General features: G+C 71.0%; 17 protein-coding genes. 6 read left to right on the forward strand and 11 right to left on the reverse strand.

The genetic code is table 11. The annotated features are described in order from the left end of the window. Positions 1–53: 53 nt before the first annotated feature. Entirely contained in the window at positions 54–1,196 is a 1,143-nt protein-coding gene (locus tag G3I78_RS05980) for a methyltransferase (RefSeq protein ID WP_164421728.1), read from the forward strand. After that, positions 1,189–1,959: a class I SAM-dependent methyltransferase gene (locus tag G3I78_RS05985; RefSeq protein ID WP_164421729.1), complete on the forward strand. Its 771-nt coding sequence runs from the start codon at positions 1,189–1,191 to the stop codon at positions 1,957–1,959. Before G3I78_RS05980 ends, G3I78_RS05985 begins: the two co-directional genes overlap by 8 nt. Here the strand turns inward: G3I78_RS05985 and G3I78_RS05990 are convergent. Together G3I78_RS05990 and G3I78_RS05995 are read right to left on the reverse strand one after the other, a co-directional pair. Beyond that, positions 1,931–2,788 (reverse strand): class II fructose-bisphosphate aldolase, encoded by an 858-nt coding sequence (locus G3I78_RS05990; RefSeq protein WP_164421730.1) that lies wholly within the window; start codon positions 2,786–2,788, stop codon positions 1,931–1,933. The two genes, G3I78_RS05985 and G3I78_RS05990, sit on opposite strands and share 29 nt — an antisense overlap. Before the next feature lie 8 nt (positions 2,789–2,796). Further along, the gene (locus G3I78_RS05995; RefSeq protein WP_164421731.1) at positions 2,797–3,675 is read right to left on the reverse strand and encodes an SIS domain-containing protein; all 879 of its coding nucleotides are present in this window, start codon (positions 3,673–3,675) and stop codon (positions 2,797–2,799) included. 123 nt (positions 3,676–3,798) lie between these two features. Here G3I78_RS05995 and G3I78_RS06000 point away from each other — a divergent pair, with 123 nt between their 5' ends. Beyond that, the gene (locus tag G3I78_RS06000) at positions 3,799–4,578 is read left to right on the forward strand and encodes a DeoR/GlpR family DNA-binding transcription regulator (RefSeq protein WP_164421732.1); all 780 of its coding nucleotides are present in this window, start codon (positions 3,799–3,801) and stop codon (positions 4,576–4,578) included. A gap of 60 nt (positions 4,579–4,638) precedes the next feature. Then, positions 4,639–6,459 (forward strand): glycoside hydrolase family 15 protein, encoded by a 1,821-nt coding sequence (locus tag G3I78_RS06005; protein WP_164421733.1) that lies wholly within the window; start codon positions 4,639–4,641, stop codon positions 6,457–6,459. A gap of 15 nt (positions 6,460–6,474) precedes the next feature. On the opposite strand, the gene G3I78_RS06010 is transcribed toward G3I78_RS06005, so the two are convergent. Further along, on the reverse strand, positions 6,475–7,407 hold the full coding sequence (locus tag G3I78_RS06010) for a hypothetical protein (protein WP_164421734.1): 933 nt from the start codon (positions 7,405–7,407) through the stop codon (positions 6,475–6,477). A 161-nt stretch (positions 7,408–7,568) separates the two neighbouring features. Between G3I78_RS06010 and G3I78_RS06015 the strand changes: the two genes are divergently transcribed. Further along, positions 7,569–9,812: a heavy metal translocating P-type ATPase gene (locus G3I78_RS06015; protein ID WP_164421735.1), complete on the forward strand. Its 2,244-nt coding sequence runs from the start codon at positions 7,569–7,571 to the stop codon at positions 9,810–9,812. 93 nt (positions 9,813–9,905) lie between these two features. After that, on the forward strand, positions 9,906–10,322 hold the full coding sequence (locus tag G3I78_RS06020; protein WP_164421736.1) for a hypothetical protein: 417 nt from the start codon (positions 9,906–9,908) through the stop codon (positions 10,320–10,322). Between the two features lie 21 nt (positions 10,323–10,343). Here G3I78_RS06020 and G3I78_RS06025 read toward each other — a convergent pair whose 3' ends face one another. From G3I78_RS06025 to G3I78_RS06060, 8 genes are all read right to left on the reverse strand, one after another. Continuing rightward, positions 10,344–10,796 carry a phospholipase gene (locus G3I78_RS06025; RefSeq protein ID WP_164421737.1) on the reverse strand — a complete coding sequence of 151 codons (453 nt, stop codon included), beginning with the start codon at positions 10,794–10,796 and terminating at the stop codon, positions 10,344–10,346. A 105-nt stretch (positions 10,797–10,901) separates the two neighbouring features. Continuing rightward, a complete protein-coding gene (locus G3I78_RS06030; RefSeq protein ID WP_164421738.1) occupies positions 10,902–11,501 on the reverse strand; it encodes a hypothetical protein in 600 nt (199 codons plus the stop codon). Beyond that, the gene (locus G3I78_RS06035; protein WP_164421739.1) at positions 11,498–12,358 is read right to left on the reverse strand and encodes a carbohydrate ABC transporter permease; all 861 of its coding nucleotides are present in this window, start codon (positions 12,356–12,358) and stop codon (positions 11,498–11,500) included. Before G3I78_RS06035 ends, G3I78_RS06030 begins: the two co-directional genes overlap by 4 nt. Continuing rightward, positions 12,355–13,293, reverse strand: a complete 939-nt coding sequence (locus tag G3I78_RS06040) for a sugar ABC transporter permease (RefSeq protein WP_164421740.1) — start codon at positions 13,291–13,293, stop codon at positions 12,355–12,357. The genes G3I78_RS06035 and G3I78_RS06040 overlap by 4 nt, the downstream gene beginning before the upstream one ends. Continuing rightward, on the reverse strand, positions 13,290–14,573 hold the full coding sequence (locus G3I78_RS06045) for an ABC transporter substrate-binding protein (protein ID WP_164421741.1): 1,284 nt from the start codon (positions 14,571–14,573) through the stop codon (positions 13,290–13,292). The genes G3I78_RS06040 and G3I78_RS06045 overlap by 4 nt, the downstream gene beginning before the upstream one ends. A 67-nt stretch (positions 14,574–14,640) precedes the next feature. Then, a complete protein-coding gene (locus G3I78_RS06050; protein ID WP_343243655.1) occupies positions 14,641–15,420 on the reverse strand; it encodes a cupin in 780 nt (259 codons plus the stop codon). After that, the gene (locus G3I78_RS06055) at positions 15,417–16,343 is read right to left on the reverse strand and encodes a PmoA family protein (protein WP_164421742.1); all 927 of its coding nucleotides are present in this window, start codon (positions 16,341–16,343) and stop codon (positions 15,417–15,419) included. Before G3I78_RS06055 ends, G3I78_RS06050 begins: the two co-directional genes overlap by 4 nt. Continuing rightward, positions 16,340–17,452 carry a Gfo/Idh/MocA family oxidoreductase gene (locus G3I78_RS06060; protein WP_164421743.1) on the reverse strand — a complete coding sequence of 371 codons (1,113 nt, stop codon included), beginning with the start codon at positions 17,450–17,452 and terminating at the stop codon, positions 16,340–16,342. Before G3I78_RS06060 ends, G3I78_RS06055 begins: the two co-directional genes overlap by 4 nt. Positions 17,453–17,462 lie beyond the last annotated feature (10 nt).

The raw sequence follows: 17,462 nt of genomic DNA on the forward strand, positions 1-17,462 counted from the left end.
CGACAAGGCCTGAGCTGCGACTCCGATAGCCTGGGCGCACGATGGACGACCGTATGACGACCCCCTGGGGCGAGTTCCCGCTCACCCGTTTCCCCGAGGACCCGCGCGACCGGCTGCGTGCCTGGGACGCCTCCGACGAGTATCTGCTGAGGCATCTCACGGACGAGGGGGTGTCGCTGTCCGGCACGGTCGTGGTGGTCGGGGACCGCTGGGGCGCGCTGGTCACCGCGCTGGCCGAGCACCGGCCGGTGCAGATCACCGACTCCTTCCTGAGCCAGGAGGCGACCCGGGCGAACCTCGCGCGCGCCGGCGTCGAGCCGGGGACCGTGCGGCTGCTCACCACGCAGGACCCGCCGCCCGACCGGATCGACGTGCTCCTGGTGCGGGTGCCGAAGAGCCTGGCCCTGCTGGAGGACCAGCTGCTGCGGCTGGCGCCCGGGGTGCACGAGGACACGGTCGTCGTCGGCACCGGCATGGTGAAGGAGATCCACACCTCGACGCTCCGGCTGTTCGAGCGGATCCTCGGCCCGACCCGCACCTCGCTCGCCGAGAAGAAGGCCCGGCTGATCTTCTGCGCTCCGCAGCCGTCGCTCGTACGACCGGCCAATCCCTGGCCGTACGGCTACTCGCTCCCGGACGGCGTCGGTACCGTCTCCGGACGGACCGTCGTCAACCACGCGGGCGTCTTCTGCGCCGACCGGCTCGACATCGGCACCCGGTTCCTCCTCCGGCACCTCCCGGACAGCCGGGGCACCCAGCGGATCGTGGACCTGGGCTGCGGCAACGGCGTGGTCGGTACGGCGGTGGCGCTGGCGAACCCGGAGGCCGAGGTGCTGTTCGTCGACGAGTCGTTCCAGGCCGTGGCCTCGGCGGAGGCGACGTACAAGGCGAACGGCGTGCCGGGGCACGCGGAGTTCCGCGTCGGGGACGGTCTGACCGGGGTCCCGGAGGGCAGCGTGGACCTCGTGCTCAACAACCCGCCGTTCCACTCCCACCAGGCGACGACGGACGCGTCGGCCTGGCGGATGTTCACCGGGGCGCGCCGGACGCTGCGGCCGGGTGGTGAGCTGTGGGTCGTCGGGAACCGGCATCTCGGGTACCACGTGAAGCTGCGGAAACTGTTCGGGAACAGCCAACTGGTGGCGAGCGACCCGAAGTTCGTGGTCCTCAAGGCGGTAAAACGGTCGGGTGACTGACTCCTCGACGCGAGACTTCTACGACTCACTGGCTCCGGACTACCACCGCGTCTTCGCGGACTGGGACGCGAACATGGCGTATCAGGCCGCCGTACTGGAACCCCTCCTGGGGCCCGGACCCCACCGGGTCCTGGACTGCTCGTGCGGGATCGGGACGCAGGCGATCGGGCTGGCGCTGGCCGGGCACCGGGTCGTGGGCAGCGATCTCAGTCCCGTCGCCGCCGCACGCGCGACCACGGAGGCGTCGGCCCGCGGTGCCGTGCTGCCGACGGCCGCCGCGGACATGCGCCAACTCCCGTTCGCCGCCTCGGCCTTCGACGTCGTCGTCTGCGCCGACAACTCCGTCGCACATCTGCTCACAGCCCCGGACGTGGAGGCCGCGCTCGCGAGCATGCGGCGGGCCCTGCGGGAGGGCGGTCTGCTGCTGCTCACCGTCCGGGACTACGACGAGATCCGCCGGACCAGGCCCGGGGCCGCTCCCCCGCAGGTCTCGGACGGCTCCGACGGCCGGGCGATCACCTTCCAACTGTGGCACTGGCACGCCGACGGGGAGCACTACGACCAGGAGTACTTCCAGCTGGTGTCCGGCGGCGGGGACGACTGGTCCGTCCGCGTCCGCCGTACGACCTCCTGGGCGCTGTCCCGTGCTCAGTTGACGGAATTCGTGACGGCGGCCGGTTTCGTGGACCTCCGGTGGCACGAGCCCGCGCCCGGCGGCTTCTACCAGCCCGTTCTCACTGCCCGGCGCCCAGCATCCGGATGATCCGCCGAGCCGCGTCCGCCATGGCGTCCCGGCCGACACCGAGGTACTTGCGCGAGTCCACCGCCTCGGGGTGAGTCGCGAGGAACTCCCGGATCGCGCCGGTCATGGCGATGTTGAGGGCGGTGCCGACGTTGACCTTGGCGATGCCTCCCGCGACGGCCGCGGTGAGTTCGTCGTCGCGGACTCCGGAGGAGCCGTGCAGGACGAGGGGCACGTCCAGGGTGGTGGCGAGGCGCTTGAGGAGGTCGTGGTCAAGGGTGGCGGTGCGTTCGGTCATCGCGTGGGCGCTGCCGACGGCCACGGCGAGGGCGTCCACCCCGGAGTCGGCGACGAAGGCGCGGGCCTCGTCGGGGTCGGTGCGGGCGCCGGGGGCGTGGGCGTCCAGCGGGGGCCGCCCGTCCTTGCCGCCGACCTCTCCCAACTCCGCCTCGATCCAGAGACCTTGAGAGTGCGCCCAGTCGGCCGCGGCGCGGGTGGCGGCGAGGTTCTCGGCGTAGGGCAGGTGGGCCGCGTCGTACATGACCGAGCTGAAGCCGGCGTCGGCGGCCTGGCGGAGCAGTTCGTCGCTCCGCACGTGGTCGAGGTGCAACGCGACGGGCACGGCGGCGCGTTCGGCCGCGGTGACGGCGGCGCGGGCGAGCGGGAGGAGGCGGCCGTAGCGGAACTTGACGGCGTTCTCGCTGACTTGGAGGACGACGGGGGTGTCGAGGGACTCGGCGCCGGTGACGACGGCCTCGACGTGTTCCAGGGTGATGATGTTGAAGGCGGCGACGGCGGAGCGGCGGCGGGCGGCCCGGGTGACGAGCTCGCCGGTGGCGACGAGGGGCACGACGTCTCCTAGGTGAGGATCACCGAGCGGGTGAGGTGGCGGGGCTGGTCCGGGTCGAGGCCGCGGGCCGCGGCGACGGCCACCGCGAGGCGCTGGACCCGGACCAGTTCGGCAAGCGGGTCGAGGGTGCCGGGGACCCACAGCGCGCCGGTCTCCCGGACCTGTCCGGCCAGTCCCTCGGGGGCCTCGCCGAGCATCCAGGTGGCGGTGGACCGGGTGGTGACGCTGATGGGGCCGTGGCGGTACTCCATCGCCGGGTACGCCTCGGTCCAGGCGAGGGACGCCTCGCGCATCTTGAGTCCGGCCTCGTTGGCCAGTCCCACAGTCCAGCCCCGGCCGAGGAAGGTGAACTGCGTGCACTCGACGAGCCCCGCGGGCAGGGGAGTCGACAGTGCGGTGCGGGCGTCGGCGACGACGGCGTCGGTGTGCAGGCCGAGGTGGGCGCGGAGCAGGGTGAGGGCGGTGGTCGCGAACCTCGTCTGGACGACGGAGCGTTCGTCGGCGAAGTCGAGGACGACGACCTCGTCGGCGGCGGTCATGACCGGTGTGGCGGGGTCGGCGGTGAGGGCCATGGTGGGGGTGCCGCCCTTCAACCGGCCGAGCAGGTCGAGGACTTCGGTGGTGGTGCCGGAGCGGGTGAGGGCGACCACCCGGTCGTACGAGCGGCCGTAGGGGAACTCCGAGGCGGCGAAGGCGTCCGTCTCCCCCTGGCCCGCGCTCTCGCGCAGCGCCGCCACCGCCTGGGCCATGAAGTACGACGTGCCGCATCCGACGATCGCCACTCGCTCCCCGGCCGCCGGAAGCACATTGGCGTGCCGAGCGGCCTCCGTCGCCGCCCGGGTCCAGCACTCCGGCTGGCTGGTCAGCTCGTCCTCGACATGGGTCATGTCGTACCCCTCCGTCGCATTGATTATTCTTGCAAGATATAGCGACCTTTCGAGCACAATCAAGCATTCGAGTGCAGGCGGGGTGCGCTAGGGTCGCCGGAGATCGAGGGTCGGAGGGTGCGGATGTCGCGGGACGCCCGTTGGAAGGCGCTGCTGGAGCTGCTCGTCGAGCGGGGCCGGCTGGACGTCGAGGAGGCGGCCGTCGAGCTGGCGGTATCGGCCGCGACGATCCGCCGTGACTTCGACCAGCTGGCCGAGCAGCAGATGCTGGTGCGCACCCGGGGCGGGGCGGTGGTGCACGGGGTGTCGTACGAGCTGCCGCTGCGGTACAAGACGGCCCGCCACGCCTCCGAGAAGCAGCGCATCGCGAAGGCGGTCGGGGAGCTGATCGCGCCCGGTGAGGCCGTGGGGCTGACCGGCGGGACGACCACCACCGAGGTGGCACGGGCGCTGGCCGTGCGCGGTGATCTCTCCACCGGCTCCCCCGCGCTGACGATCGTCACCAACGCGCTCAACATCGCCAACGAGCTGGCGGTGCGCCCGCAGTTCAAGATCGTGCTGACCGGCGGGGTGGCGCGTCCGCAGTCGTACGAGCTGATCGGGCCGCTGGCGGACGGCGTGCTGAGCCAGATCACCCTCGACGTGGCGGTCCTCGGGGTCGTGGCCCTCGACGTCACGCACGGGGCGGCGGCCCATGACGAGGCGGAGGCGGCGATCAACCGGCTGCTGTGCGAGCGGGCCGAGCGGGTGGTCGTGGCCGCCGACTCCAGCAAGCTGGGGCAGCGGGCGTTCGCCCGGATCTGCGGCGCCGAGAAGATCGACACGCTGGTCACGGACTCGGCGGCGGCACCGGAGGCGGTGCGGCGGTTCGAGGAGGCGGGGGTGCGGGTCCTCACCGTGTGAGGGCTGTTCCCAGGACACCCGCGGCCGATCCTGCTTAGGCTGATCGGCAGGGAGGCTGCGATGAGCGGAGCACCTGGGAACGCCAACGGCTATCTGCCGATCGCCGAGCACGGTCTGATCGGCGATCTGCGCAGTGTGGCGCTGGTCGGGACCGACGGCACGATCGACTGGTACTGCTGTCCGTCCTTCGACGCGCCGAGTGTCTTCGCGTCGATCCTGGACGTGGCGCGCGGCGGCCGGTTCGAGCTGGCGGCGGCCGTGCCGGCGCGGACCAAGCAGTTCTACTTCCCGGACACCAACGTCCTGATCACCCGGTTCTACACCGAGGACGGCGTGGGCGAGGTCCAGGACTTCATGCCGGTCGACGGGGACACCGTGGAGACCGAGCGGCACCGGCTGATCCGGCGGGTGCTGTGCGTGCGCGGCTCGATCCCGTTCCGCACACGCGTGGCGCCGCGCTTCGACTACGGCGCCCAGCCGCACACCCTCCGCATGGTCGGCGAGGTCGCGGTCTTCGAGTCCCCCAAGCTGACGCTCGGACTGACCGCGACCGTTCCGCTGGAGCCCGAAGGCCCGGACGTACGGGCCGACTTCAAGCTCGCCGAGGGCGAGTCGGCGGTGTTCGCGCTCGACCAGGTGGGCGGTGAGGTGACCCCGCGCCGGTGCGCGCACACCGAGGCCGAGGAGCAGTTCAACAGCACGGTCGCCTACTGGCGGCACTGGCTGTCCGCCTCCAAGTACCGGGGCCGCTGGCGGGAGATGGTCCACCGCTCCGCCCTCACCCTCAAGCTCCTCACCTACGCGCCCACCGGCGCCATCGTGGCCGCCCCGACGACGAGCCTGCCCGAGCAGCTGGGCGGTGAGCGCAACTGGGACTACCGGTACGTGTGGGTGCGGGACGCCGCCTTCTGTGTGTACGCCCTGCTGCGGCTCGGATTCACCAGCGAGGCCGAGCAGTTCATGGACTTCCTGATCCGGCACGTCAGCCCGGACAGCCACGGCCCCTCCGGACCACTCCAGATCATGTACGGCATCGACGGCCGCACCGATCTGACGGAGCGTGAACTCGCCCACCTGGAAGGACATCAGGGCTCCGCGCCGGTCCGGGTCGGCAACGCCGCCGCCGATCAGCTCCAACTCGACATCTACGGCGCCCTGATCGACTCGATCTACCTCTACGACAAGTGGGCCAAGCCGATCTCCAGCGGCCAGTGGGACGACGTGTGCACGCTGGTGGAGTGGGTGTGCGAGCACTGGGACCAGCCCGACGAGGGGATCTGGGAGACCCGGGGCGGCCGCAAGAACTTCCTGTACTCACGCCTCATGTGCTGGGTGGCGATCGAGCGGGCGATCCGCATGGCCAACCGGCGCGGACTCCCCGCCGACCTCAACCGCTGGCGGGAGTGCCGCGACACCATCTACCGCCGGATCATGAAGCGCGGATGGTCGGAGACCCGGCAGGCTTTCGTCCAGCACGAGGACGGCGATGTCCTGGACGCGGCTGTCCTGATGATGCCGCTGACCAAGTTCATCGCGCCGACCGACCCCAAGTGGCTCGCCACACTGGACGCGCTGACCGGGGAGCTGGTGTCGGACTCCCTCGTCTACCGCTACGACCCGATGGCGAGCCCCGACGGACTGCGCGGCGACGAGGGCACGTTCTCGATCTGTTCGTTCTGGTACGTCGAGGCGATGGTGCACGCGGGTCGGATCGACGAGGCACGCCTGGCCTTCGAGAAGATGCTCACCTACGCCAACCATCTGGGCCTGTACGCCGAGGAGATCAGCCACACCGGAGAGCAACAGGGCAACTTCCCGCAGGCGTTCACCCATCTCGCCCTGATCAGCGCGGCCTTCAACCTGGACCGGGCCCTCGGCTGACGACGGGTCCTGCAATCAGTGACCATGCCCCTCGGAGGACTCCTGCGGGGTCTCCTCGGTGGTCGCCGCTCCCCCGGCGCGGACGGTGAACGCCGCGGTGTGGACCTTGCCCTCGTGCTTGAAGTCCAGGAAGAGCCGGTAGGTCCCGCCGCTGGGTGCCGTGGCCGTGAAGGAGATGGCCGGGCCGGGCTCGGTCATCCCGTCGCCGGGTTCGCCGTGCGGGTGGACGTGCAGGTAGGCGAGGTCGCCGGAGCGCAGGGCGACGAGGTGGCCGTAGGCGCCGAGGTAGGGCTGGAGGTCGGTGACCGGCTTGCCGTCGCGGGAGACCGTGAGTTTCAGTTCGCGGGCGGCTCCGGGGCGCAGGGCTGCGCCGAGTTTCACCTCGTAGCCGTCGGTCGTGGCGGTGGTGTCCGGTGCCGGGACGGGCTGCGGGTCGTAGGCCCCCGAGACCGCGAGGTCGGCGCCCAGGACGAGGTTCTCGGCGCCCTTCCTGTCGGGGGTGAAGTCGGCGAAGACCCGGTAGCCGCCGGCGCGGGGCAGCGACAGGGGGATGCTCCAGGTTCCGTCGACGGCCCGGACGGGGTGCACGTGGCGGTAGGTGTTCAGGTCGCGCGAGGCCACGATCAGATGCAGTTCCTTGTCGTGCTCCCGGCGGAAGGCGGTGACCGCGCGGCCGTCGTCGCCCCGGACGGTGAAGCGGAGGTCGGCGGTGTGTCCGGCCTGGACCCGCGGGGTGCGGAGGTCGAGGCTGTAGCCGCTCTCGGAGATCTGGAGCCCGCCGGCCGGGGGTGACCCCTGTTCGGGGCCGCTGTCGCTCTCGTGGGCGTCATGGCGCGCGGGCGTCTTGTCCTCGACGACCGGGCCGATGCCCTGGCCCACGCCGTACGCGGTGCCGAAGGTGGCGGCCAGGGCGGCGGCGAACGCGGTGATCTTCAGTCCAGCGTGCATGGTCGGCACCTCCGGCTCGACATGGGTTTCCCGATGCACTTCACCATACCCCTGGGGGGTATTAAGTCAACCGACTCGGCTCGCTTGCCTCAGATACCTACTGGGGGTATACAGGAGACGCCACACACCATACCCCCACCCCGTATTCATGAGGAGCGGCGATGACCACCACCGCAGCGGTCGGGACCGAGCTCGCCATCGGCGGCATGACCTGTGCCTCGTGCGCGGCCCGTATCGAGAAGAAGCTCAACCGGATGGAGGGGGTCACCGCCACCGTCAACTACGCCACCGAGAAGGCCAAGGTCACGCACGGCGTCGACGTCTCGGTCCAGGACCTCATAGAGACCGTCGAGAAGACCGGCTACACGGCCCGGGAGCCGGCGCCACCGGAGCCGGCCGCCCCCGACGGGCGGGAGCCCGACGAACTGCGTTCCCTGCGCGAGCGGTTGGTGACCGCGGTGGTGCTGGCCGTCCCTGTCATCGCGATGGCGATGATCCCGGCGTTGCAGTTCGAGTACTGGCAGTGGTTGTCACTGACCCTGGCCGCGCCCGTGGTGACGTACGCCGGATGGCCCTTCCACAAGGCCGCGTTCACCAATGCCCGGCACGGCGCCGCGACCATGGACACCCTGATCTCGGTCGGGACGACGGCCGCCTTCGGCTGGTCGCTGTGGGCGCTGTTCCTCGGGACGGCGGGCACCCCGGGCATGAAGCACCCCTTCGAGCTGACGATCGCCCGCGGTGACGGCACCGGGAACCTCTATCTGGAGGCCGCCGCCGGTGTCACCGCGTTCATCCTGGCCGGGCGGTACTTCGAGGCCCGTTCCAAGCGCAAGGCGGGCGCAGCGCTGAAGGCGCTGCTGGAGCTGGGCGCGAAGGACGTCACCGTGCTGCGTGCCGACGGGGGCGAACAGACCGTTCCGGTAGCGGAGTTGAAGGCCGGCGACCGCTTCCTCGTCCGCCCGGGCGAGAAGATCGCCACCGACGGAGTCGTGGTCGAGGGCTCCTCCGCCGTGGACGCCTCGATGCTCACCGGTGAGTCCGTGCCCGTGGAGGTCACCCCCGGCGCCTCGGTCACCGGGGCCACCCTCAACGCGGGCGGACGACTGGTCGTCGAGGCGACCCGAGTCGGCGCGGACACCCAACTGGCCAGGATGGCCGAGCTGGTGGAGGACGCGCAGAACGGCAAGGCGGCCGCCCAGCGGCTGGCGGACCGGATCTCCGGCGTGTTCGTCCCGGTCGTGATCGCGCTGAGCCTGGGCACCCTGGGCTTCTGGCTGGGCAACGGCGCCGGTACGGCCGCCGCGTTCACCGCCGCCGTAGCGGTGCTGATCATCGCCTGCCCGTGCGCCCTGGGCCTCGCCACCCCGACCGCGCTGCTGGTCGGCACCGGGCGCGGCGCCCAACTCGGCATTCTCATCAAGGGTCCTGAGGTCCTGGAGTCGACGCGCGCGGTCGACACCGTCGTCCTGGACAAGACCGGCACCGTCACCACCGGCCGGATGACACTGCTGGCCGTGCATGCGGCCTACGGCACCGACGAGGCCGAAGTCCTGCGGCTGGCCGGCGCCTTGGAGCACGCGTCCGAGCACCCCGTCGCCCGCGCGGTCGCCGACGGGGCGCTGGAGAAGGTGGGCGCACTGCCCACGCCCGAGGACTTCGCGAACGTCCCCGGGCTCGGAGTGCAGGGCGTGGTCGAGGGACACGCCGTCCTGGTCGGCCGCGAGCGGCTGCTGGGCGAGTGGGCGATCGAACTGCCCGAGGAGCTCCAGCTCATGAAGGCCACGGCGGAGTCGGCCGGCCGTACGGTGATCGCGGTCGCCTGGGACGGTGAGGCGCGGGCCGTGCTGGAGGTCGCCGACGCGGTCAAGGACACCAGCCGCGAGGCCATCACCCGGCTGCGGGCGCTCGGGCTCACCCCGGTCCTGCTGACCGGGGACAACCGGGCCGTGGCCGAGTCCGTGGCCCGCGAGGTCGGCATCGACGCCGATCAGGTGATCGCCGAGGTGCTGCCGCAGGACAAGGTCGACGTCGTCAAGCGCCTTCAGGCGGAGGGCCGTTCGGTGGCGATGGTCGGCGACGGCGTCAACGACGCGGCCGCGCTGACCCAGGCCGACCTGGGCCTCGCGATGGGCACGGGCACGGACGCCGCAATCGAGGCGGGCGACCTGACCCTGGTCCGCGGCGACCTGCGGGCCGCGGCGGACGCCATCCGTCTCGCCCGCCGCACCCTCGGCACGATCCGCTCGAACCTGTTCTGGGCCTTCGCCTACAACGTGGCCGCGTTGCCGCTGGCGGCGGCCGGGCTGCTCAACCCGATGCTGGCGGGCGCGGCGATGGCCTTCTCGTCGGTGTTCGTGGTCGGCAACTCACTGAGGCTGCGCTCGTTCGAGGCACAGTCCTGAATCCGGATCACCGAGCCTTTGGCGGGTGAGCGCGCTCATCGGGTCCGACGGCCTGGGTAGCCTGGCGGCGCAGCAGATCGGGGGGAGCTGACCGTGGAGAACATACTGCCCGTGGCCGTCGGGGCCGCCATCGGCCTCATGGGGGTGGTGTTCGGGTCTTGGTTCACCGCGCGTCGGCAGGACCGCATGTGGCTCCGCGAACAGAAGCTCAAAGCGGGGATCGGCTTCAACACGGCCGTGGTCCAGCTTCTGGACCACCTCAAGGAGACACAGCTGAGCGACGACGGTCCGGGCGCCAACGAGCTGGCGAACCGGCTGCAGGAGGCACGCTCGGCCCTCTATCTGCTCTGCTCCGACGACACCGTCGATCTCGCCGATGCCCTCGCGCGCCGGGTCTGGGCCACCACGCCCACTGACGGCAGGGACGACCGTCGGGCGGAGTTCCGCCAGACGGTCGACCTCCTGCGTCGCTTCACCCACCAGCTCCGGCAGGAGATCGCCGGGTCCTAGTGCTCACCGGATCACCACCGGTCAGCCGAACGCCTTCACCGCCTGGTAGTACGTCCAGGCGGTGCCGTCGCACGAAGTCTTGGTGCCGCCGCTGTAGGTGGCACAGACCCGCTTGAGGTCCTCGTAGAAGGCGCTGTCGAGTCGGGACTTGTTGGCGTCGAACGCGCCCGCCGCCTTGTAGTTGCGGTAGCCGAAGTCATGGCGCGCACAGGACGCGGCGAAGGGGAATCCGAAGGGGTTGTCCGGCGAGGAGGAGCAGTAGTCGGTCGACCAGTCGAAGGCGTAGGCGCTCCACGCGGTCTGGTTGGCGCGGGCGGCGGTCCAGGCGTTGTAGCTGGACGCGCTGGTCTGCGTCCAGTCGGCGAGGACCTGCGGTTTGTCGGCGGGGGCGGCGTCGGCGGCAGCGGCGGTGGCGACGACGGTGACGAGGGCCAGCGCCGAGGCGCTCAGTGCGGTGGCGAGTCTGCGGTGCATTCCACACCTCCATGAGACCGCGGCCCGCCCGTCGGGCCACAGGTTCATGTCAAGATGATGGACACCGCAGACGTCGCCTTACCCTCCATGCACCCTAATGGCCCATTAACTCTCGGATATGACGTTCAGTCGGACATGAACGGCGGTGAGCGCCAGCGCCAACGGCCCCGGCACCAGGAAGGCCAGCGGCACCAGCATCCAGGCGCACAGCGCGGCCGTGGCCACGGCGAGCAGCACCAGCGCGCTCCCGCCGACGTCCCGTACGGCGTCCCGGGCGGCCTCCCGCACGGCGGCCGCCCAGTCGGTGAGCGACTCGGGGCGGGCGCAGGCCCTGAGCCCCACCACCAGGGCGGCGGCACCGATACCGGCGGCCACCACCGCGAACAGCGGTGCCCCCGGCAACCCCGCCCCGGCCAGCGCCAGATCCGCCAGGAACAGCACCGCCCCGGCCAGCGCCACGGCCCCGGCCGCCAGGTCACCGGCCCGCAGCCGTCGCCGTAGCACCGCGAAGTACCGTCCGGCGGTGGCCGGTTGCCCCTCCCCCGCCCCTCGCAGCACCGCGCAGGCGGTCGACAGCGCGGCCGGGATCGTCACAAGGGGCAGGCATACCAGGGCCGTTGCCAGGCCGACGCTCAGCATGTCGGCGAAGAGGGCCATCCGGGGGCCGAAGACCTCACCGGGTTCACGTGCGCGCAGGTCGCTCATCCCTTGAGTCCCGAACTGGCCATGCCCTCCACCAGGAACCGCTGGAAGGCGAGGAAGAACAGCACGATCGGCAGCAGGGCGATCACCGACATCGCGAACATCGGGCCGAACGCCGACTGGCTGGAGGCGTCCACGAACGACCTGAGGGCGAGGGTGAGCGTGAACTTGTCCGGGTCGAAGAGGTAGATGAGCTGGGTGAAGAAGTCGTTCCAGGTCCAGATGAAGGTGAAGATCGCCGTGGTGATCAGCGCGGGCCTGGTCAGCGGCAGCACGATCTGGAAGAAGCTGCGGAAGGGCCCGCAGCCGTCGATGCGGGCGGCCTCCTCCAGTTCGCGTGGCAGACCGCGCATGAACTGCACGATCAGGAAGACGAAGAACGCCTCCGTGGCGAGGAACTTGGGCAGGATCAGCGGCCAGTAGGTGTTCACCATGCCGAGCTTATTGAAGATGATGTACTGCGGGATCAGGATCGCGTGGTGCGGCAGCATGATCATGGCGATCATGAAGGCGAACATCGGGCCGCGGAACCGGAAGCGCAGCCGGGCGAAGGCGTAGGCGGCGAGCGAGCAGCTGATGACGTTGCCGAGGACCGCGCCGCCCGCGATCAGCAGGGAGTTGGACAGCAGCCGCCAGATGGAGACGTCGTTGACGCCCTCGAAGGCTGTCTCGTAGTTGGACCACTCCAGGTGGCCGGGCAGCAGGTCGAGGCTGGCGATGACCTCGTCCGCCGGCTTGAGCGAGGTGGCCAGGAGCCAGGCCAGCGGGTAGAGCATCACGAGCAGGGCGGCGAGGCAGCCGAGGTGCAGGGCGACCCGGCTCCAGCGAACGGGCTTGCGGGCGAAGGCAGTTGTGGTCATCGGTCCCCCTCGGACGCGTAGAAGACCCAGGAGCGCGAGGTGCGGAACAGCACCGCGGTGACGACACCGATGACCAGGAGCAGCACCCAGGCCATGGCGGAGGCGTAGCCCATGTGGGAGGCGACGAAGCCCCGGTCGTAGAGGTACATGGTGTAGACGAGGGTGGAGTCGGCGGGGCCGCCCTTGCCCGCGCTCACCGCGAAGGCGGGGGTGAAGACCTGGAAGGCCTGGATGGTCTGGAGGACCAGGTTGAAGAAGAGCACCGGGGACAGCATGGGCACGGTGACGGAAAGGAACTGCCGCCACCGGCCCGCCCCGTCGACCGCCGCAGCCTCGTACAGCTCGGCCGGGATCTGCTGGAGTCCGGCGAGGAAGATGACCATCGGCGCGCCGAACTGCCAGACCGTCAGCAGCGCCACGGCGAGCAGTGCCCAGCCCGGTTTGTTGACCCAGCCGCCGGTGCCGAAGAGGTTGTCCACCGTGCCGCCGTCGTTGAAGACGGCCCGCCAGACCAGGGCGATCGACATGGAGGCGCCGAGCAGCGAGGGGGCGTAGAACGCGGAGCGGTAGAAGGCCTTGCCGCGCTTCATGGACTTCAGGGCCAACGCGACGACGAGGGCCAGCGCGAGCTGCAACGGCACGGCGACGACGACGTACATCAGGGTCGTCGTAACCGAACGCCAGTAACGCGGGTCCTCGGTGAACATCTGCGTGTAGTTGCGCAGGCCGATCCAGTGGGGCGGGTCGAAGAGGTTGTAGTCGGTGAAGGACAGGTACAGCGAGACGGCCATCGGCAGCAGGGTGAGGACGCAGGCGCCGAGGACCCACGGGGAGAGGAACACCCAGGCTGCGCCCTCGCGTTCACGCCTGGGGCGGCGCTTCGGGGTACCGGCGGCAGTGGGCTTCTTCGCCGCCGGGATCGCGGTGGTGGTCATGACCTCAGCTCCGCCTTCGCCTCGGTGACGTAGTTCTCGGCCGCCTCGCGGGGCGACATGCGCTCGTAGGAGACCTGGTCGTAGTCGCGCTGGAAGGTGCTCTGGAGGGCGTTGTCGCCGGAGGGCGGGGCCTGCGGCGGGTCCTTCAACTTCCCTTCCAGGGAGGCCTGGTAGTCGGCGACCGTCTTGTCGAAGTCCTTGAGGAGGGGGGTGGTCTCCTCGCGGATGGACTCGTTGACGGGGATGCCCCGGGTGGCGCCGAGGATCTTCGCCGCCGCGTCGTCGTTGAGGAGGAAGTCGACGAGCTGGGCGGCCTCCTTGGCGTGGCTCGTGTGGGCGGAGACCCCGAGGAACATGGACGGCTTGAAGTACTGGCCGGGTGTGCCGTCGGAGCCGGACGGCATGGGTGCCAGTTCGGTCCCCGTCGGGATGAGCGCGAGGTAACCGCTCGACGGGGCGTCCCAGTTCATGTCCGAGACGGCCTTGCCGCGCCCCAGCGGGGTGTTCTCCACCGAGCCGTCGAGCTGGGTGGTCTGCTCGGCCGGTGAGACGGCCCCTTCGCGCCTCAACCGGTCGGTGAAGGTCCACCACTTGGTGAGGTCGTCGGCGGTGAAGCCCAGTCCGCCGTCCTTCGTGTAGAGGGCCTTGCCCCGGCCGCGCAGCCAGACCTCGAAGGCGTCCTCACTCTGGCCGGGATCGGTGGCCCCGGGCCGTCCGGCGCGTTGCGCCAACTCCCGTACCGAGTCCGCCCATTGGGACCAGGTCCAGCCCGCGCGCGGGAGCGGTACCCCGGAGTCCTTCCAGGTCTTCACGTCGTAGACGACGGTCTCGGTGCCGCGGCCCTGCGGGATCGCGTACTGCACGTCGTCCACCCGGCCGGTGGCCAGCAGCCCCGAGTCGATCTCTGAGGTGCGCAGTACGGCCTTCTGCTCCGCGAGGTCGAGCAGGACCCCGCCGGACGCGTACTGGTCGATCTGGCGGTAGTCGAGCTGCATGACGTCGGGTGCGTCACCGCCCGTGGCCTGGACGGCGAGCTTCTGCTTGTAGGCGTCGTAACCCGAGAACGACGTCCGTATGGATATGTTCGGATGCTGTTTCTCGAACAGGGCGACGGCCTGCTCGGTGCGCTCCGCGCGGTCGGGGTTGCCCCACCACGTGTAGCGCAGCACGACCTTGCCGCCGCCGACCGATTCCCCGGATCCCCCGCAACCGGCCGCCAGCGCGCAGAGCGCGAGTGCGACGGCCGAAGCGCAGAACCCCTTTGTCCTGTGTCCGGGCATGCCGAGGTCACCTCATCCCTTCCTCGGACTTTCTACGGCCCCCCTCGGCCCCCCAGGTGGAGCGGTGTTACTCGCCGCGATACGGCAGCGTCGTACCGGGCAGGTTGTACTCGTCGCGTCTGCCGCACATCCCGAAGCCGCCGAGCCGGGTCGGCGCCGCCTCGTGGGCGGTCGCCTCGCCGAGGTACGACGTCTCGCCGGACGCCAGCGCGTCGAGCTGGGCGCCGGTGCGCTCGGCGGTGGCCAGGGCGCCGGCTTCCCACAGCTGACGCCAGTCGGGCACTTTCTCGCGCACCAGGCGGGCGGCCGCACGCTGGAACTCCAGGTACGGGCCGTTGTCCCCGGCGGCCAGGGACTCGCGCAGGCCGAGGTAGCCCTCGATCGCGAGGTCCCTGCGGCGCCGGGCCGCTGAGGCCGTCTCCGGCCCTTTACCCGACGGGAGTTGAGCCGCCTCGGCGTACCGCGCGGGGTCGGCGAGCACCTCGGGCGGGAAGGTGAAGACGGCGTCCCCGGCCTCCGGCAGGCCGCTGTTCTGCATCAGCACGGTGATGCGCAGGTCGCCGCCCTGCACCATGCGGTGCACGGTGCCCGGGGTGAACCAGGCGATCGAGCCGGCCTCCAGCGGGATCTCGCGGTAGCCGTCGGGACTGAGGGTCTGGACCGCGCCCCGGCCGCCGGTGACGACGTACGCCTCCGTGCACACCAGGTGCAGATGGGGGCTGCCGCCGCACACGCCGTCGGCGGCCTCCCAGTCGTAGGCGCTCAGATGGGAGAGGCCCACGGCGCCGGGCAGCGGGTGGGGCAGCACGGGCTTGACCACGTCCGCCGGGCCCTGCCCGCCGCTCACCACGCCAGCCCCTCCAGGTGCTCACCCACCCGTTCGGAGTCCCAGGCACCGTCGGCCACCACGAGCCGGTAGCGGTACGCGAAGGACTCCCCCGGAGGCAGCTCGAACTCCTCGAAGAACGCCCAGGAGAACGCGACCGTCGGGAAGGGCTCGGAGCGCACGAACCAGTGCGACTCGTGGATCGCGCCGCTTCCGTCGAGGTTCTCGGGGGCGTGCGCGAAGACGAGGGTGGAGTGGGCGTCCACGTCGTCGTGCTCGGTGGTGAAGGCGAGCCAGGGGCTCTGGCTGCCCATCAGCTTGTCCGCGTCGGCGTCCGTGTCCGGGGCGAGGACCGTGCCGCCGGTGAAGTCGCGGGGGCCGCGCCACTGGAGTCCGGTGTAGCCGGCCATCTCCCGGCCCGCGGTGGTGGGGGAACCGAAGACCAGGGGTTCGGCCCGCAGGTTGGTCAGCCGGATCGACCAGTCGAGCGCCCAGGAGCCGGCCTCCTCGTCGACCGAGTGCAGGGCCAGGCCCCGCTCCTCCCGGGCCCACTCCTCGCCGCCGTTCTCCACCCAGGTCAGCGCCTCGGTGACGTCCAGGCGGCTCTCGGAGACCGTGAACCCGGTGAACCCGTCGTGCCGCATCGAGCCGACGCGCTCGGGCAGCGGCAGATAGCCCTGTCCGTGGACGTAGCAGTTGCCGCCCCAGAAGTTCTGCCCGGACAGATGACTCGCCGTCATCTGGAGGCCCTTGTGCCAGCGGTGGTCGTTGGGCCGGTAGCCGGTCACTGTGCGGCCGCCGAGGGTGCGCACCGGATGGGCGTAGGGCTTCTTGGCCTCGAAGGCCTCGGGGTCGGGTCGGTAGACGTAGCGGAGGATCTCCGTGCCGTTCGCCGCCTCGACGGCGATGTGCTCGCCGTGGACGTGGCTGACGCGGATGCTCATGCGCGCTCCTTGGGGGCCCAGTGGGGGTGGTCGCCGTGCATGGCCTGGTAGTAGGCGTCGCCGGGCGCGATCTCGCCCGCGAGCACGGGGGCACCCGTGAACGCGGACTTGTAGAGGGCGGCGGCGAACTCGAGGGTCGCACGGGCGTCGGTGCCGCTGCCGGGAGGCCTGACACCGTTGTCGTACGCGTCGAGCAGCGCTTCGAGCTGAGCCGCGTGCGAGCTGGGCACGTCGGACGCGGGAGTGCGCCAGGCGTCGACCCGTTCGGCGGCCACGTGGGGGGCGGGGGTGTAGGTCCAGTCCTCGTTGCGGTGCCCGTAAAGGTGGGTGAGCTCGACGGTCGCGTCGGCGCAGTCGACGCGGATGCGGCTCACCTCGTCGGGTGACAGCACACTGTTGACGACGGTGGCCAGGGCGCCGTTCTCGAACCGGACGAGGGCGGTGGAGACGTCCTCGCTCTCGGTGTCGTGGACCAGCCGGGCGGCCATGGCGCGGATCTCCGCCCACGGGCCGAGGAGGTGCAGGAGCAGGTCGTACTGGTGGATGCCGTGGCCCATGGTGGGACCGCCGCCCTCGCTGGCCCAGGTCCCGCGCCACGGTACGGCGTAGTAGGCGGCGTCCCGGTACCAGGTGGTCTGGCAGTGGGCGACCCGGGGGGCGCCCAGCTCGCCGCCGGTGATCAGCTCGCGCGCGTGGACCGCGCCGGACCCGTAGCGGTGCTGGAAGACCACGGCGGCGTACGCGCCGGAGGCCTCCTCGGCGGCGGCGATCTCGTCGTACTCGGCGAGCGACAGCGTCAGCGGCTTCTCGCACAGCACCCAGGCGCCGGCCTTGAGGGCGGCGACCGTCTGCTCCCGGTGCAGCGACGGCGGAGTGCCGATGAGGACCAGATCGGGGTGTACGGCGTCCAGCATCTCGTCCATCGAGGTGAACCCGGCGACCTGGTCGCCCGCGAGTTCCCGGAAGGCGTCGAGTCTGCCCTGGTCCACGTCGACGGCGGCGACCAGCTCCGTACGCTCGGCGTGGGCCCTGAGCGCGGACAGATGGCTGCCGCTGACGATGGCGCCGGTGCCGACCACGGCGACGCGGCGGCGGGCTGGACGGGACATGCGGTCCTCC

This window comes from Streptomyces sp. SID13726 (genome assembly GCF_010548375.1).
Classification (GTDB): domain Bacteria; phylum Actinomycetota; class Actinomycetes; order Streptomycetales; family Streptomycetaceae; genus Streptomyces.